The organism is Propionispira arboris (assembly GCF_900109225.1).
Classification (GTDB): Bacteria; Bacillota; Negativicutes; order Selenomonadales; family Selenomonadaceae; genus Propionispira; species Propionispira arboris.
In genome coordinates this window covers 23,926-49,498 of record NZ_FNZK01000006.1, presented here as the reverse complement: position 1 = coordinate 49,498, position 25,573 = coordinate 23,926, and the positions used below count along the sequence as shown (strand labels likewise).

Genomic DNA, 25,573 nt, shown 5'->3' with positions numbered 1-25,573 from the left:
TATCCTTGTAAAACCTAATAGATTAAAGATGGCAGCTATGGGTTATGTAAATACTTCTGCCAATAAATTTCTTAAAAAGCAGGGTGGATTTTAGCGTGCATGTTTTTATTTATCTATATAAGATTCTAACGTTTTTGGTCTTGCCAGTTGGGTTGATATCCGTCGTATTATTTGGTGTTTGTATTTATGCTTGGCGTCGAAAGCTGAACATCAAATATGCCTTGACCTTCATAACATTATTTTTGTATTTATGTGCCAATCCATTCATAAGTCATCTGCTTTTGCAGCAACTGGAGAAAGAATATATTCCATCGGCTGCTGTACAGGGGGATTTGATTGCCGTTTTGGGTGGTGGTGCCTTAAATGGTACTCCAGATATTGAAGCGGACGGAGGATCTTTGGGTGGTGGTTCGATGAATCGCCTGATTGCGGCGATTCGCCTGCAAAAACGCCTTCATATACCGATTGTTGTAAGTGGTGAAGATCCAGAAACAGCCAAAGCCAAAGAAATTATGCTGGATTTAGGTGTTTTTCCAGAAAATATCATTATTGATGATCAGGCGCATACAACGGTTATGAATGCTGAGCATATAGCTGCAATTTGTGAAGTCGCAGGCTTTAAAAAGCCGATTATTGTTACCTCGGCTTATCATATGCCGCGGGCGGTGCTTTGTTTTAAGCAGGCTGGAATGATGGATTTTGAAACATTTGCGGTCGATTATCAGACGGATTTTTCGGATTCTAGTAGTTACAACAAAGATATGTTTGTGTGGCTGCCCACTTTAGGAGCTTTAAAAAACACCACAACAGCGGTCCGTGAATATATGGGAATTACCGCCATGCAACTACAATGGCTCTAAATTTACTGGAATAAATTATTTAGGAATAAAGGATTTTAGCGGATGAGAAAGAATAAATATAAAGTTAAGTATTTATGTTTGATGAAATAGGAGGAGTATTTAGAATGAAAAAATTGCTTCAAATGTTATTGGTTGCCTGTGTTGTTCTTGTAAATGTACAGCTGGTATCAGCCAATCCTGAAAAAACGATAATTACGGAGGGTTTTGATCTTTCGACAATTCATCGTTTGGTAATTGTCGACCCTCAATATAGTCCGGTAAAAGATGGTGCTACGAAAGATGCTGTCATGAATATGTTTTACAAGACCGGTGCGAGTGCCAGAATTTATGTAATGCCAAAATCAGATGTTGAAAAATCAATTTTAAAGGATTCTAATGTGGATCTCAGCTCTTTAGAAACCAAAAAAGCGGATGAAGTATTTACGTCCAATGTTGGAAAATATGCGGATGCGTATATGGTAGCGACTATCGTACATAACAGTCGCGTTGTTATTTTCTATGATGTATATTCTGCACAGACAAACCAGATGGTATATTCTTATGAAATCGTGGCGGGCAGTCATGATGAAGATTCGCTTAAAACCTATGAAGGTTTGACAAAAAATTTCTATCGCTCTTTTGAAAAAACAGTACAACAACAAATTAAAGATCAAAATAAAAAGAAATAGAAAATACTAAAAAAGCGTATCAGTATCTCTTAACAGATGCTGATACGCTTTTTTACTTTATGAAATACAAAGGTGTTTGTTTTGTTTTTTCGGCAATGGCCGGGGCAACAAAACCAGCTCGTACCATTGTATCCAAAACAATGCTCTGACGTTTTTTTGCCATAGGAAAATCAACATATGGTGAATATAGAGAAGGCGCATTTGGCAGACCAGCAAGCATCGAAGCTTCGGCAAGCGTCAAATCTTCGGGATCTTTACCAAAATAACCTTGTGAAGCCTCCTGAATTCCATAAAAGTTAGAGCCAAAATAAATTGTATTCAAATAGAGTTCGAGAATTTTTTCCTTTGAATAGCGGTTTTCCATATCGACAGCTAATATGAGTTCTTCAGCTTTGCGACCGAAAGACTGTTCGTGGGATAAAAATAAATTTTTTACTAGCTGCTGGGTAATTGTGCTGGCTCCTTCTTCTATTTTTCCATATTGCAGATTGACAAGCGAGGCTCGCAGGATACTTTCAATATCGAAACCCCAATGTGAATAAAATCGATTGTCTTCAACGGCGATGATCGCCTGCTGCAGGGGAACACTAATTTTATCAATTGTTACATATTTTTTTCCATTCACTGTTTTTGCTACGGCATCCCGTAAAAAAACAATGCGTGAAACACGATCAAGGGTTGAAATGTTTTGGGATCTATTGGTATTGGTGGTTGGAACAGAACTATTGTTTGTTGCTGTATGCATTTGATCTTGCAGTTTGGTGCTAAGTGCTTTTGTATCTTGCGATATGATATTGCTGCCGCCGGAAAACCAAAAGCAGATAAAAAACAAAACAATGGATAAAAGTAAAAAGCGTGAAGTACGCATAAAATCCTCCTACAAATAAGAATAGCTCTATTATAACATTAGAACGTTTGTTTTCATATGATCTGAGGAAATTTAGTAGAAAGAAAAAACTTCACAGCATAAAATAAAGGTTTAAAGCCCCTTGATTTATAAAAAAATAAAAAAATAGTGTTATTTTGTAAATTTACTATTGAAATTTTATGCACTTATGATGTATAATTATGAGCATGGAGTTTGAGGAGGAATTGGTATGAAAGTTAGTGTTATTGGTGCTACCGGGTATGCCGGTGCAGAACTTTTACGACTTCTGCACAATCATCCCGAAGCAGAAGTTATGTATATGACATCGGAAAGCCACACCGGTCAACCGATTTCAGCGATATATCCTCACTTACGAGGAATTTATGATCAGAAGTTAATCAGCATGAAGGAAATGGATAAGATTGCTGGGGCTAGTGATGTTGTTTTTATTGGCTTGCCACATGGACATGCGATGGCGGTCGGTAAGGTACTGGAAGGTAAAAGTGTTAAAATCATTGATCTCGGAGCAGATTATCGCTTTACGGATACAAAAACATATGAAGAATGGTATAAAGTCGAACATACCCATAAAGATGCAAAACGTGTTTATGGATTAGCAGAGCTTTATCGCAAGGATATTAAAACTGCATCCATTGTTGGTAATGCTGGTTGTTATACAACCGCGAGTATTTTGGCATTAGCACCATTGGTCAAATATAATTTGATTTATATCGACACGATTGTAATTGATGCTAAATCCGGTGTGTCAGGAGCGGGGCGCTCCGCAAACTTGAGCAATCATTTTCCGGAAATGTATGATAATTTCAAAGCATATAATGTAGGCGGACATCGCCATACACCAGAAATTGAGCAAACTTTATCGGAACTTGCTGGCGAAAAAATCGTTTTGAGTTTCACGCCGCATCTTGTACCTATGTCTAGGGGAATCTTGAGTTCTTGTTATGCAAAGCTTAAACCAGACGTGACGGCAGAGCAGGTTGATGCAGCATATGAAGAGATGTATCAAAATGAATTTTTTATTCGGCTCCTGGGACGAGGCGGTTATCCGGCGACAAAGGAAGTGCGCGGTTCGAATTTCTGTGATATAGGCTGGCACATCGATGCCCGTGTTGGCAGGGTGATTGCTCTTTCAGCGATTGATAATCTTGTAAAAGGTGCTGCCGGTCAAGCCGTGCAGAATTTTAATATTATTTGTGGTTTTGATGAAAAAATGGGACTTTTAAATGTTCCTGTTTATCCTTAATGGATATATACGAAATAAATATTTGGAGGAATTTTTGTGTTTAGAGAAAATAATGCAGGTGTTACATTTGCCAAAGGGTTCACAGCAGCGGGTGTCAAAGCTGGAATTAAAAAAAGCGGTAAAGCAGATATTGCTGTAATTTATACAGAAAAAGCAGCGGTAGTTGCTGGGACATTTACGCAAAATGCAGTGGCTGCAGCTCCCGTACATGTTTCAAAAGCGGTAGTTAAATCAGGGACTGCTTTTGCAATTGTTGCTAATGCTGGCTGCGCGAATGCTTGTACTGGGCAGCAGGGGATGGATGATGCCAATCAAATGGCAGCTATCACAGCGCAGGAATTAGGTGTGAAGCCGGATGATGTTATTGTTGCTTCTACTGGTGTAATCGGTGTAAATTTGCCGATGGATAAAATGGAGCCAGGTATTAAAGCCGCTGTGAAAGAGTTAAATGCAAACGGCAGTGTGGCGGCAGGTAATGCCATCATAACCACAGATACAAAATCGAAAGCCTGCTCACTGGAAATCGAAATCAGCGGTAAAAAAGTCCGTTTAGGGGCGATTGCCAAAGGATCAGGTATGATTCAGCCTAATATGGCAACGATGCTTTGCTTCATTACTACGGATGTAGCAATCAATCAAAAATTATTACAAAAAGCACTTTCGGAAGTTGTTGAAACTTCGTTTAATATGATTTCGGTTGATGGCGATATGAGTACCAATGATATGGTCGTTGTTATGGCAAATGGCATGGCTGCAAATGTTGCAATTACAACAGAAAATGATGATTATAAAATTTTCTGTGATGCCCTTGATAAAATTTGTACAGGAATCTCACAAGAAATTGCGAAAGATGGTGAAGGAGCAACAAAATTTCTGACAATCAAAGTAACGGGCTCGCCTTCTTTTGCCGATGCAAAAACAGTTGCTATGTCGGTGGCTAAATCTCCACTTGTTAAGACGGCATTTTTTGGACAGGATGCAAACTGGGGCCGTGTAATTTGTGCAGTTGGTTATGCCGGAGTACAAATGATACCAGAACAAACGGTTGTGAAGTTTGGCGATATCACTGTTTTTGATAAAGGCATGGGTGCTGCTTTTGATCAAACGGCCCTGCGTGATGTTATGGAAGCTCATGATATTACGATTTCGATTGATATGGGATTAGGCGATGAAGAAGCTACGGTATGGTCCTGTGATCTTTCTTATGAATATGTAAAAATAAACGGAGAATATCACACCTGATAAGGAGGATAATACGTGGAATTTTCATCAAAAGATAAAGCCGCTATATTAGTAGAAGCTTTGCCATATATTCAAAAATTTTTTGGTAAAACAATTGTTATCAAATATGGTGGCAACGCGATGGTCAATAATGAATTAAAAGCAAAAGTAATGGAAGACATTGCTTTGATGAAATATGTTGGTATTCGGCCCGTTGTCGTACATGGCGGCGGGCCCGATATTACTGGCTTTTTGCAGAAAATCGGTAAAAAATCAGAATTTGTCAGTGGTTTGCGTGTGACAGATGAAGAAACGGTTCAAATTGCGGAGATGGTTCTGGTGGGCAAGGTCAATACTGAAATTGTCAGTTTGCTGAATCACCGCGGAGTAAAGGCTGTCGGACTAAGCGGTAAAGATGCAGAACTCATTCGCGCTAAAAAAAAGCTGGCTGAAGTTTACGAGGGTGAAACGGTTCGGATGGTTGATATTGGCTTTGTTGGTGAAGTCGAAAAAATCAATGTGGATATACTGAATGATCTTTTAGATCAGGATTATATTCCGGTGATTGCACCGATTGGTGTCGGTGAAAACAATGAAAGCTATAATATTAATGCCGATTATGTGGCAGCTGAAGTTGCCGGTGCACTTCATGCTGAAAAACTGCTTCTTTTGACAGATATTGAAGGTATTTATAAAGACTACCATGATAAAACAACGTTTGTTTCAACGCTTACACAAGATGAAGCAAAAGAAATGATAAAAGATGGAACTATCGCTGGTGGTATGATTCCAAAAGTAGAAGCGTGTTTGTGTTCACTCGAAGCGGGGGCGGGCAAAACCCATATAATTGATGGGCGCCTTGATCATTCGTTGATTTTAGAAGTTTTCACACCACAGGGGATTGGCACGGAAGTTGTTCGGTAACAAGTAAAAAAGCATACGGAGAGGACGAGTCAGATGACAAACGAAGAAATTTATAAACAAGACGAAGCATCCTATTTTCCGGTCTTTGCAAGATATCAAATTGTTTTAGATCATGGAGAAGGACCTTACGTATATGATACAGACGAAAAAAAATATATTGATTATCTGGGCGGGATTGCTGTTAATGTTTTAGGACATAATCATCCGGTCTTGGTAAAAGCGATTGCTGAACAAGCGGGGAAAATGATCCATTGCTCGAATCTTTATTATACAAAAGTCCAAGTTGATGTTGCAGAAAAACTAAAAAAACTCAGTGGTCTTGGCAAAGTATTTTTGGGTAATTCTGGTGCGGAAGCCAATGAAGGGGCTATGAAGCTGGCTCGTAAATATGCACATAGCATCGACCCAGATAAATCGCAGATCATTACAGCAATTCACAGCTTTCATGGACGTACGATTGCTACACTTACGGCCACGGGTCAGCCCAAATATCGGGAAGGATTTGGTCCTTTGCCGGCAGGTTTTGATTATGTACCGTATAATGATATTAAGGCTCTTGAAAATATGATGAGCGATAAGACATGTGCTGTTATGCTGGAACCAATTCAAGGCGAAGGCGGCGTGAATATGCCGGGCGTTGATTATCTTAAACAGGTTCGCGCTTTATGTGATAAATATCATGCAGTACTCATTTTTGATGAAATTCAGACGGGGATGGGCAGAACTGGTACATTGTTCGCTTATGAACAATTAGGCGTGAAACCGGATGTTGTTACACTTGCGAAAGGTCTTGCCGGCGGGGTACCAATTGGAGCCTTTATCGCCGCCGATGAAATAGCGAAGGTTTTCCATGCTGGCGATCATGGCTCGACTTTTGGTGGCAATCCGCTTGCTTGTGCAGCCGCAAATGCAGTTCTTGATACGATTGCAAGCGATCATTTACTGGAAAATTGTCAGGAAATGGGCGCTTATCTTAAGAGTAAATTGGAAGAATGTAAGGTGAAATACCCTTCGCTTATCGTAGATGTTCGTGGCCTTGGCTTGATCCTTGGCATGCAATTAACGAAACCAGGTCGTGACATCGTAAATGAATGTCTGGAGCAGGGAGCTATCATCAATTGTACAGCAGGGAATGTTTTACGGTTTGTGCCACCGCTTATCATCACAAAACAACATGTGGATGAGCTCATGACCATACTGGATAAAGTTTTAAAAAAACATGTATAAATTAAAGCTATTATAGTATAATAATTAGGTGCTTATCACCGAATATAGATAAAATATGCGGGCGGTAAAATTTTTGGGGGTTTTAATATGTTGAAAGGCAAAGATTTATTATCGATACACGATCTTACGACAGAAGAGGTGTATGAAATCCTTGACCTTGCCAAAGAATTAAAGGCAAAGCAAAAAGCTGGTATTGAGCATCACATTTTAAAAGGTAAAACGTTGGGGATGATTTTTCAAAAATCATCAACAAGAACCCGTGTATCCTTTGAAGTAGGAATGTATCAATTGGGTGGTACGGCACTTTTCTTATCTGGAAGTGAATTACAGATAGGGCGTGGCGAGCCGATTAAAGATACAGCGCGTGTTTTGTCACGGTATCTCGATGGTGTGATGATTCGTACGTTTGCTCATGCTGATGTGGAGGAATTTGCCAAATATGCAGATATTCCTGTCATTAATGCCTTGACGGATTTACTGCATCCTTGCCAGGTGCTAACGGATTTACTGACGGTACAAGAGCATAAAGGCAAGAACCTTAAGGGCTTGAAGCTCGCTTATATTGGCGACGGGAATAACATGACTCATTCGTTGATGTATGGTTGTGCCAAAGTTGGTATGCATTTTTCGGTGGCGGCGCCGCCAGGCTATGAACCAAATGCGGCTGTGACCAAAAATGCGGTGGAAGATGCAAAGCTGACGGGCGGTTCTATTACGGTAGGCCATGATATCTTTGCTGCCGCAAAAGATGCTGATATCCTGTATACAGACGTTTGGGCGAGCATGGGACAAGAATCGGAGCGTCAGGAACGTAAAGAAATCTTCAAAAATTATCAAATCAACAAAGAACTTTTACAAGCTGCTGATAAAAGAGCAATTGTACTGCATTGTCTGCCGGCTCATCGTGGTGAAGAAATCACGGAAGATGTTATGGAAGATAATGCACAAGTCATCTTTGATGAGGCGGAAAACCGTCTGCATGTCCAGAAGGCAATTATGGCCTTAACAATGTGTGATTGAAAAATTTAAATAATATTTTGGAAAAGAGAGGCGTTTTTTTTGATGGCTGATGTAAAGAAAGTAGTACTTGCATATTCCGGTGGTTTAGATACTTCCGTTATTATTCCATGGTTAAAAGAAAATTATAATGGCTGTGAAGTTATTGCAGTTTGTGCTGATATTGGACAAGGGGATGAACTTGATGTAGTTCATGACAAAGCTCTTGCCTCGGGTGCATCGAAAGTATTTATTGCTGATTTGACGGAACCATTCCTTGAAGAATATGTGTGGCCGACTTTAAAAGCAGGCGCAGTTTATGAAGGTAAATATTTATTAGGGACTTCGTTTGCTCGTCCGATTATTGCGAAAGCACTTGTGGAAATCGCTAAACAAGAAGGTGCAGATGCCATCGCTCATGGCGCAACTGGCAAAGGGAATGACCAGGTTCGTTTTGAACTTACGGTAAAAGCGTTAGCACCAAATATCCGTATTATTGCACCTTGGCGTGAGTGGGAAATTAGATCCCGTGAAGATGCACTTGAATATGCGGCAAAACATAAAATTCCTGTTGCAACAAGCAATAAAACATATAGTATGGATAGAAACATTTGGCATTTGAGCCATGAAGGTTCAGATCTTGAAGATCCTTGGAATGCACCGAAAAATGATATGCTGCTTATCTCAAAAGCACCAGAAGATGCGCCGGATAGAGCAGAATATGTAACGGTTGATTTTGAAAAAGGGATTCCTGTTGCAGTAAATGGCAACAAAATGGGTGCTGTAGAACTTTTAACTAAATTAAATGATATTGGTGCGGCGAATGGTATTGGTATTACGGATATTGTTGAAAACCGTCTGGTGGGCATGAAATCCCGCGGCGTATATGAAAATCCAGGCGGAGCAATTCTCTATTATGCGCATCGTGAACTTGAATATCTCTGCCTTGACAGACAAACGCTCCATTATAAAGAAGGTATTGCGATCCGCTATGGTGAGTTGGTATATGATGGAATGTGGTTCTCACAGCTTCGTGAAGCACTGGCTGCTTTTGTTGACAGTACGCAAGAATCCGTTACCGGTACGGTACAACTGAAATTGTATAAAGGCAATATTATGTCAGCTGGGGCGAAATCGCCATATTCGTTATACAGCAAAGAATTTGTTACGTTCGAACGTGATGAAGTCTACAATCAGGCTGATGCAACTGGATTTATCAACCTTTTTGGTTTGCCGCTTAAAGTGAGAGCCTTAATGAAAGAAGAAGCAGGACTTAAAAATGAGTAAAAAACTTTGGGGTGGAAGATTTTCCAAATCAACTGATGAAATGATCAACGAATTTCAGGCTTCTATCTCGTTTGATAAACGCATGTATCACGAAGATATTGCAGGTAGTATCGCGCATGCAACGATGCTGGCCAAATGCGGTATCATTGCCGATGCAGATAAGGACTCGATTATTGCTGGCTTGAAAAAGATCTTGACGGATATCGAACAAGGCAACTTTTCATTTGATGTTGCCTTAGAAGATATACATATGAATATTGAAAAACGTCTAACCGATGCAATCGGTGAAGCGGGTGGTCGACTTCATACGGCTCGCAGCCGTAATGATCAGGTCGCACTGGATACCCATATGTATGTACGTAAAGAAGTCGTAAATATTGCCAAGCTTGTATTTGATATGCAGACGGCTTTTGTCGAAACAGCAGAAAAATACAGTGATGTCATCATGCCTGGTTATACGCATTTGCAGCGTGCTCAGCCAATCCTATTCTCGCATCATATGATGGCTTATTTTTCGATGCTCAGTCGTGACTTTTCCCGTCTAAAGGGTGTGTATGAACGAGCTGATATAATGCCGCTTGGCGCGGGGGCTTTGGCTGGTACAACCTTCCCGATTGATCGCAGTTTTGTTGCGGATCAGCTTAATTTTGAGTCAATTTATACAAACAGTCTAGATGCGGTCAGTGACCGTGATTATATTCTGGAATTTTTGTCGGCAGCATCTATTATGATGATGCATATGAGTCGTCTCAGTGAAGAAATCATAATGTGGTGTTCACGGGAATTTTCCTTCATTGAATTAGATGATGCCCATTGTACAGGCTCCAGCATGATGCCACAGAAGAAAAACCCAGATGTATCAGAACTGGTTCGTGGTAAAACCGGTCGGGTTATTGGTCACCTTATGGCAATGCTTACAACAACAAAAGGTTTGCCGCTTGCTTATAATAAAGATCTGCAAGAAGATAAAGAAGGTCTTTTTGACACGATTGATACTGTGAAATTCAGTCTGGCTGTTTATGCCCAGATGATTCGGGCGATGAAAGTAAACAAAGACGTCATGTTTAAAGCTGTAAGCGATGATTTTTCCAATGCAACGGATTTGGCGGATTATCTGGTAAAAAAAGGTCTGCCATTTAGACAAGCTCATGAAGTATCCGGTAAAGCGGTACATTATTGTATTGAAAAGAAAATTTGGCTAAAAGATTTATCTCATGATGAGTTCAAAGAATTATCACCACTTTTTGAAGCCGATATTTTAGAAGCAATTAAACCGGAAACTTGTGTAAAGAATCGTAACTCGTTTGGTGGTACCTCCTATACACAAGTAGAAAATCAATTGCAGCTTGCCAAAGCAATGCTGGAAAAACAACAGGTCGTTATTGACGAATATGAAAGCAAACAAATTCAGATTTAAATAAAGAGAAGTTAGTACAAGCAAATTTGTCGGTAGTAGCAATATGTAAAAAAGCTGATTCCTATATAAAATAGGAGTCAGCTTTTTTGGTTCATATTCTTTTTTCCTAAAATGATATCTGTTTTTTTGTCTAAGATATGACGCTGCAGGTTGTTTTTACCGGACCAGCGGCACCGCCCAAATCAATAATAACATACCAATGATCCGTATCAGGAACATCAATGGTAACGGGTGAGTTTTTATAGTAACCACCAAAATATTTAAAAGCAAGCGAGTCATTGTATAAGGAAAAATTCATGCGATCCATTAACATTACATTCGCCTGTATATCAAGTGTAACTCTAACTTTATTTCCACCAGCAACAGGACCTAAATCATATTTTATAAAATTCATGTGTACACTTCCATTCTAAAACAGCAAAATTGCTATGATGTATTCATAAGTCTACTTTAAGCATACTTGTCACAGGAGGTTCTGTAAATGGGAAAAGAGTAGGGAGTTTGTACTAGAAAAACCAATTAATCTGTATAGCGTCTTGCAATAAGTGGCTTTTTTATATTTTATAATCGGTTGGCTACGAAAAAACGTATGCTTTTGATTTTTCGTTATCATATTTATTTATAAGAGTCATCTTTTTCTTGAGCTATACAAAAAAACAATATTGCACTATACTGGTTCTCAGATACCCAATAAATGTCTCATTGAAATCAAACTAGGAGGTTTTATAATGGAATTTGTGAATATAAGCTTACCATATGATAAGAGAAAGATTATAGCAAAAATCAACAAGAATAATTTAGCTGGTGTTTTGACTTCAGAAGCAGAAAATTATGCAACGAAGTTGTCGCAAGAAGAAATCGTAGAAGCATCCCTGGCTGCTCCGATTGGGTCAGATAAATTAGAAGAACTGGTTCGTGGCAAGAAAAAGATCGTTTTGATTAGTTCAGATCATACGCGTCCGGTACCATCAAAGATTATTACGCCGATTCTACTTAGACGTATTCGGCAGATTGAACCGGATGCAGATATTAAAATTTTAGTTGCTACTGGCTTTCATCGTCCATCAACCAAAGAGGAATTGATTGATAAATATGGCGAAGATATTGTGAATCACGAACAGATTATCATGCATATTTCAACAGATGATGATGCTATGGTGCAAATAGGCATCCTGCCATCTGGCGGACCCTGCATCATCAATCGTATTGCAGCTGAGGCGGATCTGCTTATTGCGGAAGGCTTTATTGAATCACATTTTTTCGCGGGATTTTCTGGCGGTAGAAAGTCTGTATTGCCGGGAATTGCATCGTATAAAACGATTATGGCGAATCACTGTGGAGAATTTATTGATACGAGTGAGGCGCGTACCGGTAATCTTAAAGGGAATCTGATTCATGCTGATATGTTGTACGCGGCGAAGAAATCCGGGCTTGCTTTTATTTTAAATGTAGTATTGGATGGAAATAAAAAAATTATTGCTTCTTTTGCTGGTGATTTAGAAAAAGCCCATCAAACAGGCTGTTCTTTCGTAAAAAAAATGTCGGAAGTAAAAAAAATACCTTGTGATATAGCTATTTCCACAAATGGTGGTTATCCTTTAGATCAAAATATTTATCAGGCAGTTAAAGGAATGACAACGGCTGAAGCTGTGAATAAAGAAAATGGTGTTATTATTATGGTTGCAGGCTGTGCTGACGGGCATGGTGGGGAAGGATTTTATAGAAATTTAGCTGACGTAAAAACACCAGAAGAATTTTTAGAAAAAGCAATACATACAAAACGACAGGATACGATTCCGGATCAATGGACCTCGCAAATATTAGCACGTATTCTTGCGAAACACCATGTGATTATGGTGTCGGATCTTGTCGATGAACAATTGATTAAAAACATGCATATGGAGCTTGCCAAAACATTAGATGAGGCTTTGAAACGAGCCTATGAACTGCAAGGCGAAGGGGCAAAGATAACGGTTATTCCGGATGGCCTTTCCGTAATTGTAAAAGACTGAGTATAAAGAAGAACCTGAGCAAACGGATACATTAAAATGAGAAACAATACGAAGGAGACGCGCGAATGATTAAGGCAATGATTTTTGATTTAGATGGAACGATAGGAAATACACTTCCTCTTTGTATCAAGGCTTTTCGTCAAACAATTGAAACTTTTATGAAAAGAAATATCAGTGATGAAGAAATTATCGCAACTTTTGGACCTTCGGAAGAAGGTACGATTCACTCGCTGATACCAAAACAGTATGAAGAGGGGTTAGAAAAATATTTGCATTATTATAAACTTTTTCACAACGAATGTCCAAAAGCATTTGAGGGTATCGTGGAGATCATAAAAGATTTAAAGCAAAAAGGCATACGGATAGCCATGGTGACGGGCAAGGGAAAGAAAAGTACAGATATAACCTTAGAACAATATGAAATTGGAGATTTATTTGAACAGGTTGAAACGGGTTCAATCACGGGAAGTGTAAAATTGGCAGGAATGTCAGCTGTTCTCAAAAATTTTAAAATTAAACCGGAAGAAGCCTATTATGTTGGCGATGCACCGACTGATATAACAGCTGCCAGAAAAGCAGGCGTAAGAATGATCTCGGCAGCATGGGCGGAGACCACAGAAATCGAAAAATTGAACAAATTAAAGCCAGATTATATTTTTGCGACAATCCATGAATTTGCCAAATTTTGCAACACAATTCCTAGAATTTCCGAATAGCATTTGTTATAAAAACCGCAATTTAGAAAACAAGCATACTTTAATTGTAATATAAAATACACCCCTTTCAGAATGGTAACTGGTTTTGATACCATCATTTTACCATTTTGGATAGGGGTGTATTTCTTTTTATTAGGGTGGAGGAAAAAATTCTACATCTTGGGTTTTCTATGCGGGTCTATTGGAATAAAGGTGGCTTTTTAAAAACCTTCTAGTTTTGTATTTAACGGCTTATTCGCCACAGAGATCTCCAATCATTTCAAGAATAACATGCCGATTGATAGGAAGGCCTTTGTAAGTACCTTGCACGTTGCAAAGGCTTTGGCAGCCTTGCGTCATTGATCCATTGTGAGCAAATTCCGGCTCATCTAATAAAGCTGTCAATGTGATATCGAGATTCTCTGTCGGAATGGAAATATGAATGCTGGCAGGGTATTGATTGCTGGTACGGCTGCTTGTCCAAATATGATCATACGTTATATCCGCATTCACATTTACTTGAGTACCATTGCGATTTAAGATGGTAGCAAAAGCATTTCGCTTTCCACCAGAATAAGTATCCCATAACGAAATGGCACCGCTTGCATCCTCATTTAGTGTCATACCGAGCCACAGCCATGCTGGCTTAAGAGTTTTGTCTGATGATTTTGCAAGAAGACCTTCCGCCGAGCCAAATCCCCATTGTCTGTCGAACCATGCAGTTGCATGATCAACCTTGTATTCTTTTCCTTTAATCGTAACGGTTCCCTCGATATCCATATTGGGGAATGAAAATTGATAAGAGTTGGTGCCAAGTAAATCAAGAAGACCCGTTGTTCCATTATAAAGAATATTGTTTTTCCTCGGTCTTAAAACTACATCAACATTTCCATTCTCTACTGCAAGTTTTAACGTCATTTTTTGGCAATTACCATGAAGGTTCCCAAACTCTGAATATACATTTAATTCTTTATCTGATGCGCCATGAAATGAAGAAGTCGGTCCTGTTTTTGCATTGTCTATCCAAATTTTTTCAGTACCTTCCATTAATAGAAACTCTGTATTATTGACTTGGACTGTACCAGAACCCATAAACATTTGGTGCCATTCAAAACCAATCTGCTTGCCTTCAGATTCAAAGTTGCAGATGATATACCAGGAATCTGCAGTGGCCTTGGGCTTTGCAGACAAATCTTCTTTGTAGTCTACAAAAAGAGGGATACCGCTATTTTTCATTAAATTTTTCTTTGACATAAAAAAACCCCTTTACTATTTTTAAAATTTTTTTGGATATGATTTCCTGGCAACTATGTACCAAGAAATCATGAAATCACAGTGATCATAAATGAACACTATGTTGATTTATGATCTTGTATTGATTATAATATAAGTAATTAAAAAATACACTAGTCAATAATCTGATTTGTGTTTTATATCAAACAGAAGAACAAGAAATGTTCATTATTAAATTTTTTTGAAAGGATATATAAGAATGGATAAACAAATTCCAGACAGAAGAATTAGGAAAACTAAAAAATTATTGCGAGATACACTTTTTGAATTAATGAATGAGAAGTCATTGGATAACATTACTATCAAGGATTTGACAGAAAGAGCGGATCTGAATCGCGGTACTTTTTATTTACACTATCGCGACATATTTGACTTGCTCGAGCAAAATGAAAGAGAAATGCTGCAGGAAATGAGTGAAATTTTAAAGAAAATAGACCCTTCCGTATTTGTTGCGTATAATTTGAAAAATAAAACATATCCTCCTTTGGTTGAATTATTTGAATGGTTTAAAAATAATTTAAATGCTTGCAATGCATTAATGGGGCCTAATGGTGGTATTTCATTTTTAGAAAAAACCAAAACCGTAATTGAAAATGAATTTTACAAAAGACAAAATATAATGGACAGGAAAAATAGTGATTTAGCATTCAGTAAATATTTTTATGCCTATATAATCTTTGGCTTTTTAGGAATTATTAAACAATGGTTTGAAACTGGTGCATTAATTCCACCAAAGGAAATGGCAAAAGTTTTAATAAAAATTGCATTAAATGGGTTTCAAACAGGGGTAGAAAGCCGGAAATCGCAAAAAAATCCAAACTGGTTAATCTTTCCGGAAACGTAAAACCGCAACTTAGAAAACTGAAGAGGCTCTATTGCATAAAAAACTTTCAGAATGGTACTTCAAATAAACTCCATTGAATTTATAGTAGGTTGGCAGGTATTTGTTGTTATTGTGGAAAATACTATAGTTATAGTTATAGCTTTTTTGATTTAAAAAGAGTGCAACTAGTCTTCTATGCAGGCTGGTTCATTAGCAAAAAGGGGAAGAATATGAGTATTATACGTCCTAAGATACCAGCACAACTCAATCTAGTGGATACGTTTTCTTTTTATGTACAGGAATTTATGGCGGAGGAATTGCCAATTGAGGAAATTGAAATCCGTGAAGAGTGCCTTGAAGATGAAGCGTTTTTTAAAATTGAAATTCGCAAGAGCATTTTTGAAAAATGTACGTTTCGTAATTGTAACTTTGAAAAGGCGACTTTTATTGACGTGGTATTTCAATCGTGTGATTTATCAAACAGCAAGTTTGAAGGAGCATATTTTGAGCGATGCCGCTTTGTCTCCTGTAAATGTATTGGTATAGATATGAGTGATATCGTTATCAAACACACAACATTTGAAGAATCAAATTTGCAATATGCATATTTCATTAAAACGAAAATAACGGATGTTTTATTTGATCGTATTGATTTTACAGAATCATCCATTATAGAATCACAATTGAAACGCTTTGCTGTTATGAAGTCCACATTTGTGAAGACAAATTTTTTTAAAACAATGCTGACGAACGTTGATTTTAGCAATAGTGAATTGTTGGCACCCTTGGTATCGATTCCTCCCATGGAGCTTAAGGGGTGTATAATCAATACATTTCAAGCTGCAAATTTAATCGGCCTCTGGGGTATTCAGGTTAAGCCATGAAAAATAGCTTTCTATGAGAAAATAAAAAATCATAGAAAGCTATTTTTTTATGGAACTTATAAATGCTGATTGTAGCGACGGTTTTTTCATTATATATAATGCATTAAAGAAATTACATCGTGTCTATTAGTCTGCCAGATATAGGGCATCGTTTGCATTGCTATATAGAATATTTAATGCAACTTATACAGATTAAAACAATTTATAAAACATTTGCCCAATTAAGAGTAAAATAATCGAAAGTAAAAGACGTTTGGCCATTTTTTGCGGAATTTTAGGTAAACACAAAAGACCGATTTGAGAACCAAGGATAGAACCAATCCCCATAGAAATAGCATAAGACCAATTGATGAATCCAGTTTGATAAAATACAATAAATCCTCCCGTGCAGCTGCCCAAAATTAAAACTCTTGTCATTTGAACGGCTTTCATATAGTTATGAAAATTTTTCAAATAATAAATAATGCCGAACGTAGAAGAACCAGGACCAAATCCTCCATCATAGATCGCCACTAAAAAGGGAATATATAAATTTGCTTTCATGCTAGACGAAAGCGGTTTATGGATAGCAATGCTGCCAGTCCAGTCTTTATTTTTCATTGTTACCAATAATGCAAAACAAAGCAAAAAAAATGCAACAACATTCATAGTTTGTTCAGCAACCTGGGCCGTTAATAAGGCACCGCATAGTCCACCTGCAAACGCTACGAGTACATTACGAAGTATTGACTTCGTTTGAAGCTGTTTATGCTGGATCAGATAAAATACACTTGAAATAGCAGCGATCCCAGAGGAGAATTTGTTTGTAGCAATGCTTGTTTGAATGGGGATGCCCGTTAACATCATAGCCGGAATTGTAATTAAAGCAGCACCACCGGCTAATGTACCTAAAAAAGAAGCAATCAAACCGATGAAAATTAAAAGGAAAAATTGATAATCGGTACTTGCCAGCAGAGTACTTTCAAAGGTATAACTTATGAATAATATAAGGACAAGAATAAAAAATATAATTTTTTTGATATGTGATTTTTGTTTTAGCGAGGGGGTTGCTTCTTTTTTCAGTATATGTGTATTCATGAATTTATTTATCTCCTTTGCTTCTTTATATAAATGATATACAATAAATAATAATAAATCTAATATATGTTTCATAGTAAATCATAAAATTTTCTTATAAAAGGAGACGATGCAATGAATCTTCATGCGCTTCGTATCTTTACGGCGGTGGCATCGATAAAAAGTGTTACGGAAGCTGCTGAAATCCTTTCGATTAGCCAGCCGGCGGTAACGATGCAGATTCGGAATTTGGAAAGAGAAACTGGATTGAAATTGATTGAAGCGAACGGCAGGGGGATGAAATTAACAAATGCCGGAAAATTTCTATTTAAACAAGCCGAATATTTATTTGATATGGAAAAAGACCTTGAACATAAATTAGAACAATTTAAAAACGGGGAACTTGAAGATTTACGAATTGCATCAACTTATTTGCCCGCTAATTTTCTATTACCGTTAGGCTTAGCTCAGTTTAAAAAAGCAGCACCGTCTGTAAACGTAAAATTATATAGCGGTAATTCAATGGAGACATTGGAACGATTAATTCACTATAAAGCCGATGCTGCTTTTGTCGTAAAAGAAGCTTGGCAACAACCCGAGCTGAATCTTATTCATTTAATGGATCTTGACTTTTGGTTTATTGTTCCAAAAGGACATAAATATGCTGGCAAAGAAATATCATTATCTGATTTAGTACAAGAACCCTTTTTGTTAAGGGAAGAAGGAAGTTCAACAAGGGAAATCTTGTTTGCTTTGTGTAAAGTCCATGGTGTGGCAAATCCTAAAATAGGCGTACAATTTCATGGGCTAAATGAATCAATTCATGCTGTTATCGCTGGCTACGGGACGATGTTAGCCCCTTCACTGGCAGTTGAAAAACATTTGCAGCGTAATGAGGTTGGGCGCGTTCACGTAAAAGGAATAAAAATAAAACGCCCGGTATATTTTTGCAGTCGTAAAACCGACAAAGAACTATCTCCCCATATAATAAAAATTCTTGCGATCATCAAACAAAAATTTGTTCAGTCTTAGCCGCACTAAAATAAGTTTTTTTAAGATTAGACACAATCTGCATTATGTTGTCGTAGCAGTATTAACATATTCTTAATAAAAACGTAACCATTTACCATCCGTAAGACATTAAAATAAAAGAATACAAGATATTTACAGTAACGGAGGGATTTTTGTGAAACAAGAAAAAAGTTTGCTTGATCTATTTCAAGAAACCAACAAGGGGATTAGTCGTCGACTTTTTTTAGAAACATGTGGTGCTTCTCTAGTAGCTGCTGCTTTACCGATAAACCTGACGAAAGTATTCGCAGCCGATGCAGTTGCTTCAGCAGGTCATCTGACACTTACTTGGAGCCTTGATCCAAAAACTACACAAACGATTGCCTGGTCTACAGCAGAAAACAGTGAAAAAGGTAGTTTGCAAGTCATAAAAACGAGTATTTATAAAAAAAGTGGTTGGGAAAAAGCGGTTACTATAGAAGCGGATCATGAACTTTTCAAAACAAATACAGAAAATGTTATGCTTCATTATGCTACAGCCGTCTCCCTAAAACCCGGAACAATTTATACATATCGTGTCAAAATAGATGATAAATGGAGTGAACCTCTGCAATTTTCTACACAACCAGATAAAGAGGATTCTTTTAAATTTCTTGTTTTCGGAGATTCACAAAGTGGACTGCCTAAAAACCCAGAATATGGGCCATGGAAAAAAACAATTAACAATGCCTATGCCGCTCATCCAGATGCCGCATTTTTTATGAATGTTGGAGATCTTGTTGAAGTGGGGCAAGACTACGCCCATTGGAAAAACTGGTATGCCGCCGCAAAAGATGTTATTGATAAAATTCCTAGCATGTCGGTACCAGGAAATCATGAAACATACGATGTACCTGAAGAAAATCATTCCGTGTTGCCGCTCTATTTTAAAAAACAATTGCATCTGCCAATGAATGGACCCGAAGCACTCAAGGGTCAAGTGTATTCTTTTGATTATGGCAATACACATTTCGCGGTTCTAGATAGTCAATTGGAGGAAGAGCATTCCTACGTTGACCATATGCTGGAACTTCAAGCAAACTGGCTTGATCAAGATCTTACTGCTAGCAAGCAGGAATGGAAGATTGTTCTATTTCATAAAACCCCTTACTATAACAAGGCTACCCGTTCGAATGAACAAGTAAAAGCAGTTTTGACGCCTGTTCTTGATAAACATCATGTAGATCTGGTTATCAATGGACATGATCATGGCTATTCACGTACTTATCCGATTTATCAGGATACGTTTGTTGATGCACCGGCAAAAGGAACCGTATATTTGGTTTCTGGGCGCAGCGGCAATAAATATTATACAGATTTATCGCCTAAAGTATGGGATGCCTTTTTCCACGATCCACAAGCTGAACCGAATTATGTGACGATTACGGTTAATCAAAAAGTTCTTACCATAAATGCCTATACACAAAGTGGTGAATTGATTGATGTATATAGTATCGATAAGCAAAAACAAGTTGATATTCCGCGCACGAGTTTGCCAGAACCATCCAACAATACGCTTTTAGTCATTTGGGGGAATCTACTGCAAACACCTTTAGTTGCAGTACCGCCACAAAAAATATCCGGTATCTGGCATATTCCACTACGCAGCTTTATCGAATTTATCGGCGGTAAGATTGATGGTGATAGTGAGGGGAATATTATTGCATCGTATCAAAAAACAACTGTATTATTAAAGCTTAACGCTACACAGGCAAATTTAAATAGAGAAGCACATACTTTGACTTATCCACTTACACTGCTTAAGGGAACCGCAATGATATCAGTGGATGATATTAAAACAATGTTTGCTTTCCAGAGCCGCTACGACAAAGCAATGAATATGTTGTTCATGGTAAAATAAAGATCGGGAATTTATTCAAAAAATGAATGAACGCCCTGAGTCTAAAAATTTGCTAGGAGATACAGCCAATTACTGACTTTTAAGGTATATTGGAATTATTTATGAGAGACGTTTCGTAAAAATATAAAAGACGATATAGATTAGGCCATTACAAGCCAAATTTATATCGTCTTTTTTTTATGTATTTTATTTTTTTGCAGGCAAATATTCACCAAACATTTTTTGTAATTGAACTTTTGCCCAAATACGTATATCTGGATCAGCGGTATTTAGTATATTGCGGAGGTTATCTAATAAATCTTCCGTTTCTTCATTGCTATTCGGAATTTGTTTTAAGTCTAATGAAGTATGAGTTCCCGTTAATAACCAATCAAAGGATACACTACAATTATTGGCTACGGTGAATAGATAACTAATACTAGGTTTTCCACCCCGCTCTGTATTTTTCACATAAGAGGATGATACATTCATTAAATTAGCAAGGTCTTGCTGTGACATATTAGCAGATTTTCGCGCTTCTTGTAATCGTTTTCCTATTTCTAAATAGTTAGGTTCCATAAAATAAAATCCTTTCTATAAAAGCATATATTTATAACTTTAATATTGACTAAGAACAAATATGTGTCTATAATAAAGGTGTAGATCAGATAAAGAAACAAATAAGTGTCTTGAGTTATTTGTTGATATGAAAGCATGACAAATAAGATTTTTCAACGTAAATGTTAAAAATAAGTAGAATGTATATTTATTTTTGGTGGGGTGCTTTTTATCAAAAGTATTACTGCACAATAAAAAAAGCTTGTTTGGTTAAAAACTAAACAGTCTTGATCAAAACTATCAAAGTAGAAAAAGACTCTTTAAAACGGTTCGATAATTCTGTCATGTATTCCTTTCGGAAAAAAGAAAAACGGAATTTATATGGGCAAATCTAGTCGATTGCAACCCATACTGTATTGTTTCGCTTCCATATATTGCTATAGCAATTATACCATAATTAAAAAGAACAAAACACGTGTGAAAATAAAATTCATCTTTATCTATATAAACGCATTAAAGAAATTACCTCCATTCTATCAGTCTGCCAGGAATGGGGTTAGGGCATCGTTTGCTTCCTGCGTAACGCCACTCAACCCTATACCCCATTCCTGACGATTGCCATATAAAATGTTTAATGCGTTCTATATATGGAAATTTGTATCTTGTGAAAGGCGGGGGTTGCTTTGGAAAATTTGGCGGAAATTCGTAAGGCAAAGGGGTGGTCACAACAGGAGTTAGCAGATAAATCAGGGGTTTCACAAACTTACATATCGGAATTGGAAGCAAATAAGAAACAGCCAACAGTTCCGATTGCACAAAAATTGGCTTTGGCTTTAGGTGTTAGTATTGGGGAATTATTACAACCTAAATCGTAAATTTATTTATATACGATATGAAAATTAAAATCGGAAAATTCTGTTATTTATAAGGAGGGAACATAGATTGGCTGAAATTTTATTTAATGAAACAAATACGAGACTGCGAATAGAAGCTGAGTCTTGGGAAGCAGCTGTCGGGATTGGCGGGGAACTATTGGTTGCACAGGGTTGTGTGGAGGAATCGTATATTGATGGAATGATTCAAAATGTCAGCCAGCATCGTGTAGATGTTGTTATTGCAGAAGGGATTGCCATTCCGCATACGCGCTATGAAGATGGAGCATTCCGAGCGGGAATCAGTTTAGTTACATTGAAGACACCATTATCTTTTTCTGGGTCAAAGGAAATGGTCAAGGTAGTGCTTTGCTTTTCGGCAATGAATGTCCAAGATTATTGGCATATGGTGTCGTTTGCACTCGATCTGATCGAATACGGTGTGCTTGACCGGTTGACAGAGGCAAAGACTTTGGAGGAGGTGAAGTCGATCGTAGCTCTATGCTGAAAGGAGGCTTTTTATAAATGAAGCAGATAAGCGAAATGTGTTTTTTACGATTTGTGCCATAAAAGGCAGGCTTGGAATGGAGGGTGAATTATGAAACAGGAACAGCAGGGGGAAAAACCTTATGTTGTGGTAATCGGGGGAGCAAATATTGATATTGGCGGGCAAGCATTTGAACCTCTTGTTTTGAAAGATTCAAATCCGGGAACGATATCAATGAAACTGGGTGGTGTAGGGCGGAATATTGCCCATAATATGAGCTTGCTTGGACTTCATGTATGTTTTATTACTGCTTTTGGTGAAGATGTTTATGCGGCAAAAATCGCTTCTTCCTGCAATGAATTAGGGATTGACAGCAGCCCGTCAATGCATGTCCAGCATGGTTTTACATCCACGTACCTTTTCATTGAGGGGAAGGATGGGGATATGGAGGCAGCGATTGCGGATATGGCACTTTATGAACAAATCACACCGGAATTTCTACAGACCAGGGAATATTTGTTGCAGGAAGCACAGGTTATTGTTGTTGATACGAATATTCCAGAAAACTCAATCGCGTGGATTGCAAAGCATTGTCGGACACCGATTTTTGTTGATCCTGTATCGACGACGAAAGCGATGAAATTACAAGCGGTATTAGGGCTTATTCATACGCTAAAACCAAATCTACTTGAAGCGGAAATTCTTTCTGGTGTGAAAATTACGGATAGAGTTACATTATATCAAGCAGTCGATGTTTTATTAGCTACAGGCTTGCAGCGCGTTTTTATCAGTATGGGAAAACAGGGCGTCATGGCGGCAGATCATAGGGGATGTAAGATGCTGCCATGTATAAAGACTACACCAGTCGGTATGACAGGCTGCGGTGATGCGTTTATGGCAGCGCTTGTCTGGGCCTATTTGAACGAACTGGAATTAGAAGAGTCTGCAAAAGCCGGCTTGGCAGCGGCTTCTTTATGCATTGAATATCCAGAAACCGTAAATCCGAATTTGAATCAAAAACATCTTAAAGAACGAGCTAATTTTACAGAATATTCCGTTTCTACAATATAAAATATAAAGGTGGTCATTTTATGAATTTAGAAAAATATTTAGAAATCAGCCAAGAAGTAAGTGCAGCGATAAAAAATAAAAAAGCGGTTGTTGCCTTGGAATCTACGATCATTTCTCATGGTATGCCTTATCCAAAAAATGTGGAAACTGCACTTCAAGTGGAAGCAGTTCTGCGCGAACATGGTACTGTACCCGCCACGATTGCTGTAATCGGTGGAAAACTAAAAGTCGGTTGCTCGAAAGACGAAATTGAGTATCTTGGCAAGAGTGGTGCGAAAATCAATAAGGCAAGTCGCCGGGACCTTGCTGTTTTGACAGCACGTCGTGCAGATGGTGCTACTACGGTAACAACAACGATGATGATTGCTCATATGGCTGGAATTTCGGTTTTTGCTACAGGCGGAATCGGTGGCGTACATCGTGGTGCGGAAACAAGTATGGATATTTCTGCGGATTTGGAAGAAATAGCGCATACACCAGTTTTGGTAGTTTGTGCGGGAGCAAAGTCTATTCTTGATTTAGGCTTAACGTTAGAATATCTCGAAACTCACGGTGTCCCTGTGATCGGCTATCAAACGAAAGAATTACCGGCATTTTATACTCGTCACAGCGGATTTGAAGTAGACTATGAAATCGATTCTCCAAAGAAACTGGCGGAAGCATTCCATACAAGTCAGGAAATGGGTTTGTGTGCAGGAATGCTAGTGACGAATCCAATTCCTAAAGAATATTCGATGGAACATGAAGTTATTGAACAGGCAATTGCAAAAGCTGTGGAGGAAGCTCGCATAAAGGGGATTCATGGGAAACAAACAACACCGTTTTTACTGTCCAGGATTAAAGATGTTACGGGAGGTCGCAGTCTGGAAGCCAATATTCAGCTTGTTTATCATAATGCGAAACTCGCCGCACTGACGGCGGTAGAATTGTGCAAATTAGAAACTGTCTAGAATTAGTTAAAACTTTAAGGAAAGGTGATTTTGTCTTGTGAATGTTATATTTTTGCTGACAGGGCTGGCTTTTGTGTTTGCTGTAGGATGGTTTATGAGTTCAGATCGTAAGAAGATTCGTTTTAAGAATATTGGTATTTTGTTTTCGCTGCAAATTCTGATTTCTTTTTTGTGTTTGAATACATCAGGAGGTATCTATGCACTTACGGAAATTTCCAATTTCTTTAGTTGGCTTATGGCGCAGGCATCAGGTGGGGTTGATTTTGTTTTTGGTGGTTTTGTTCTGAAAGAAGGGGCTGCGGTATTTTTCTTTATTGTTTTGATGCCAATTGTCTTTGTTTCGGCACTGGTTGGTATTTTGAACTATACAAAAATTCTGCCGTTTATTATTCAGTGGACTGGGTGGGCTTTGAATAAAGTTGCACGCATGGGAGAACTGGAAAGTTATTTTGCCATATCGACAGCGATTTTAGGGCAGCCAGAAGTGTTTTTAACTGTGAAAGAGCAGATTCCTAAGCTAACAGAGCAGCGACTCTATACGATTTGTGCTTCGGCGATGAGTGCTGTGAGTGCGGCAATGCTGGCATCTTATATGAAGATGGTTCCTGGGCAGTATGTAGTGGTTGCGGTATTTTTAAATATTTTATCGGCATTAATTATTTCCTGTATTGTGAATCCATATGAACCGGAAATGGATGATGAACTTGTAAAAATCCCGAAGGGGAACAAAGATCCTTTTTTTCAGGTATTGGGAACATATATTTTAGACGGGTTCAAATTGGCTGTTACCGTAGGGGCGATGCTGATTGGCTTTGTTTCGCTGGTAACTTTTCTAAACAGTTCATTTGATGTTTTTTTTGGCATGACGTTTACGACTTTGATCGGTTATGTTTTTGCGCCCATTGCTTTTGTTATGGGAGTTCCGGGTCAGGATATCGTCCAAGTCGGCAGTTTGATGGCTACGAAATTGATCACGAATGAATTTGTCGCGATGGGAACTTTACACGAATTGGCAAGTAATTTGACGCTAAAAGCAAATGCCATTATTTCGGTATATTTGGTTAGTTTTGCTAATTTTGGTACGGTCGGTATTATTACAGGCTCGATTAAGGCTATAAACGAAAAATCCGGTTTCCATGTGGCAAAATTTTCGATGAAATTATTAACCGGTGCAACGCTGGCGTCTATTCTTAGTGGAACCATTGTTGGTCTGTATTTCTAAAATTCAAGTCTTAAATTAGGGTATAAAT

General features: G+C 38.1%; 25 protein-coding genes. 20 read left to right on the top strand and 5 right to left on the bottom strand.

The genetic code is table 11. The annotated features are described in order from the left end of the window. The first annotated feature begins 95 nt into the window (after window positions 1–95). Together BMY14_RS07430 and BMY14_RS07425 are read left to right on the top strand one after the other, a co-directional pair. Window positions 96–860, top strand: a complete 765-nt coding sequence (locus BMY14_RS07430; protein WP_177177513.1) for a YdcF family protein — start codon at window positions 96–98, stop codon at window positions 858–860. A 104-nt stretch (window positions 861–964) separates the two neighbouring features. Further along, window positions 965–1,528 (top strand): hypothetical protein, encoded by a 564-nt coding sequence (locus BMY14_RS07425; RefSeq protein ID WP_019554450.1) that lies wholly within the window; start codon window positions 965–967, stop codon window positions 1,526–1,528. Window positions 1,529–1,580: 52 nt separating this feature from the next. On the opposite strand, the gene BMY14_RS07420 is transcribed toward BMY14_RS07425, so the two are convergent. Beyond that, on the bottom strand, window positions 1,581–2,396 hold the full coding sequence (locus BMY14_RS07420) for a transglycosylase domain-containing protein (protein WP_091830593.1): 816 nt from the start codon (window positions 2,394–2,396) through the stop codon (window positions 1,581–1,583). A gap of 229 nt (window positions 2,397–2,625) precedes the next feature. Here BMY14_RS07420 and argC point away from each other — a divergent pair, with 229 nt between their 5' ends. The 7 genes from argC (at window position 2,626) to argH (ending at window position 10,732) form a co-directional block, all read left to right on the top strand. Further along, window positions 2,626–3,660, top strand: coding sequence for an N-acetyl-gamma-glutamyl-phosphate reductase (gene argC / locus BMY14_RS07415; protein ID WP_091830592.1), 1,035 nt, complete (start codon window positions 2,626–2,628; stop codon window positions 3,658–3,660). Between the two features lie 36 nt (window positions 3,661–3,696). Next, complete coding sequence (gene argJ / locus BMY14_RS07410; protein WP_091830590.1) at window positions 3,697–4,902, top strand: bifunctional glutamate N-acetyltransferase/amino-acid acetyltransferase ArgJ; 1,206 nt, start codon at window positions 3,697–3,699, stop codon at window positions 4,900–4,902. 15 nt (window positions 4,903–4,917) lie between these two features. Further along, on the top strand, window positions 4,918–5,805 hold the full coding sequence (gene argB / locus BMY14_RS07405; protein ID WP_091830588.1) for an acetylglutamate kinase: 888 nt from the start codon (window positions 4,918–4,920) through the stop codon (window positions 5,803–5,805). Window positions 5,806–5,838: 33 nt separating this feature from the next. Further along, window positions 5,839–7,032 (top strand): acetylornithine transaminase, encoded by a 1,194-nt coding sequence (locus BMY14_RS07400; RefSeq protein ID WP_091830586.1) that lies wholly within the window; start codon window positions 5,839–5,841, stop codon window positions 7,030–7,032. Window positions 7,033–7,119: 87 nt separating this feature from the next. Continuing rightward, window positions 7,120–8,052 (top strand): ornithine carbamoyltransferase, encoded by a 933-nt coding sequence (gene argF, locus BMY14_RS07395; RefSeq protein WP_091830584.1) that lies wholly within the window; start codon window positions 7,120–7,122, stop codon window positions 8,050–8,052. A gap of 42 nt (window positions 8,053–8,094) precedes the next feature. Beyond that, the gene (locus BMY14_RS07390) at window positions 8,095–9,315 is read left to right on the top strand and encodes an argininosuccinate synthase (RefSeq protein ID WP_425438918.1); all 1,221 of its coding nucleotides are present in this window, start codon (window positions 8,095–8,097) and stop codon (window positions 9,313–9,315) included. Beyond that, a complete protein-coding gene (argH, locus tag BMY14_RS07385; RefSeq protein ID WP_091830580.1) occupies window positions 9,308–10,732 on the top strand; it encodes an argininosuccinate lyase in 1,425 nt (474 codons plus the stop codon). Before BMY14_RS07390 ends, argH begins: the two co-directional genes overlap by 8 nt. 130 nt (window positions 10,733–10,862) lie before the next feature. On the opposite strand, the gene BMY14_RS07380 is transcribed toward argH, so the two are convergent. Continuing rightward, the gene (locus BMY14_RS07380; RefSeq protein ID WP_091830578.1) at window positions 10,863–11,126 is read right to left on the bottom strand and encodes a DUF1883 domain-containing protein; all 264 of its coding nucleotides are present in this window, start codon (window positions 11,124–11,126) and stop codon (window positions 10,863–10,865) included. Between the two features lie 334 nt (window positions 11,127–11,460). On the opposite strand from BMY14_RS07380, the gene larA reads away from it, so the two are divergent. Both larA and BMY14_RS07370 read left to right on the top strand, forming a co-directional pair. Then, entirely contained in the window at window positions 11,461–12,744 is a 1,284-nt protein-coding gene (gene larA, locus BMY14_RS07375) for a nickel-dependent lactate racemase (protein ID WP_091830576.1), read from the top strand. Between the two features lie 65 nt (window positions 12,745–12,809). After that, window positions 12,810–13,460, top strand: coding sequence for an HAD family hydrolase (locus BMY14_RS07370; RefSeq protein WP_091830574.1), 651 nt, complete (start codon window positions 12,810–12,812; stop codon window positions 13,458–13,460). A 231-nt stretch (window positions 13,461–13,691) separates the two neighbouring features. Here BMY14_RS07370 and BMY14_RS07365 read toward each other — a convergent pair whose 3' ends face one another. Further along, a complete protein-coding gene (locus BMY14_RS07365) occupies window positions 13,692–14,693 on the bottom strand; it encodes a lipocalin-like domain-containing protein (protein ID WP_091830572.1) in 1,002 nt (333 codons plus the stop codon). 238 nt (window positions 14,694–14,931) lie between these two features. Here BMY14_RS07365 and BMY14_RS07360 point away from each other — a divergent pair, with 238 nt between their 5' ends. Further along, on the top strand, window positions 14,932–15,576 hold the full coding sequence (locus tag BMY14_RS07360) for a TetR/AcrR family transcriptional regulator (RefSeq protein ID WP_091830570.1): 645 nt from the start codon (window positions 14,932–14,934) through the stop codon (window positions 15,574–15,576). A 209-nt stretch (window positions 15,577–15,785) separates the two neighbouring features. After that, complete coding sequence (locus BMY14_RS07355) at window positions 15,786–16,439, top strand: pentapeptide repeat-containing protein (RefSeq protein WP_091830568.1); 654 nt, start codon at window positions 15,786–15,788, stop codon at window positions 16,437–16,439. 192 nt (window positions 16,440–16,631) lie between these two features. Here BMY14_RS07355 and BMY14_RS07350 read toward each other — a convergent pair whose 3' ends face one another. Continuing rightward, a complete protein-coding gene (locus tag BMY14_RS07350; protein ID WP_245741313.1) occupies window positions 16,632–17,591 on the bottom strand; it encodes a sulfite exporter TauE/SafE family protein in 960 nt (319 codons plus the stop codon). A gap of 39 nt (window positions 17,592–17,630) precedes the next feature. Between BMY14_RS07350 and BMY14_RS07345 the strand changes: the two genes are divergently transcribed. Both BMY14_RS07345 and BMY14_RS07340 read left to right on the top strand, forming a co-directional pair. Next, window positions 17,631–18,527: a LysR family transcriptional regulator gene (locus BMY14_RS07345; protein ID WP_091830566.1), complete on the top strand. Its 897-nt coding sequence runs from the start codon at window positions 17,631–17,633 to the stop codon at window positions 18,525–18,527. Window positions 18,528–18,681: 154 nt separating this feature from the next. After that, window positions 18,682–20,406 (top strand): purple acid phosphatase family protein, encoded by a 1,725-nt coding sequence (locus BMY14_RS07340; protein WP_091830564.1) that lies wholly within the window; start codon window positions 18,682–18,684, stop codon window positions 20,404–20,406. A gap of 186 nt (window positions 20,407–20,592) precedes the next feature. Here the strand turns inward: BMY14_RS07340 and BMY14_RS07335 are convergent, their stop codons facing one another. Next, the gene (locus BMY14_RS07335; RefSeq protein WP_091830562.1) at window positions 20,593–20,964 is read right to left on the bottom strand and encodes a helix-turn-helix domain-containing protein; all 372 of its coding nucleotides are present in this window, start codon (window positions 20,962–20,964) and stop codon (window positions 20,593–20,595) included. Between the two features lie 662 nt (window positions 20,965–21,626). On the opposite strand from BMY14_RS07335, the gene BMY14_RS07330 reads away from it, so the two are divergent. The 5 genes from BMY14_RS07330 to BMY14_RS07310 all read left to right on the top strand — a co-directional run bounded on the left by BMY14_RS07330 (window position 21,627) and on the right by BMY14_RS07310 (window position 25,545). After that, window positions 21,627–21,818, top strand: a complete 192-nt coding sequence (locus tag BMY14_RS07330; RefSeq protein ID WP_019554470.1) for a helix-turn-helix domain-containing protein — start codon at window positions 21,627–21,629, stop codon at window positions 21,816–21,818. A 67-nt stretch (window positions 21,819–21,885) separates the two neighbouring features. Next, on the top strand, window positions 21,886–22,323 hold the full coding sequence (locus BMY14_RS07325) for a PTS sugar transporter subunit IIA (protein WP_177177512.1): 438 nt from the start codon (window positions 21,886–21,888) through the stop codon (window positions 22,321–22,323). Between the two features lie 90 nt (window positions 22,324–22,413). Next, on the top strand, window positions 22,414–23,373 hold the full coding sequence (locus BMY14_RS07320; protein ID WP_091830558.1) for a carbohydrate kinase family protein: 960 nt from the start codon (window positions 22,414–22,416) through the stop codon (window positions 23,371–23,373). Window positions 23,374–23,393: 20 nt separating this feature from the next. Next, on the top strand, window positions 23,394–24,323 hold the full coding sequence (locus tag BMY14_RS07315; protein ID WP_091830556.1) for a pseudouridine-5'-phosphate glycosidase: 930 nt from the start codon (window positions 23,394–23,396) through the stop codon (window positions 24,321–24,323). A gap of 37 nt (window positions 24,324–24,360) precedes the next feature. Continuing rightward, window positions 24,361–25,545 carry a NupC/NupG family nucleoside CNT transporter gene (locus BMY14_RS07310; RefSeq protein WP_091830554.1) on the top strand — a complete coding sequence of 395 codons (1,185 nt, stop codon included), beginning with the start codon at window positions 24,361–24,363 and terminating at the stop codon, window positions 25,543–25,545. Window positions 25,546–25,573: the final 28 nt, after the last annotated feature.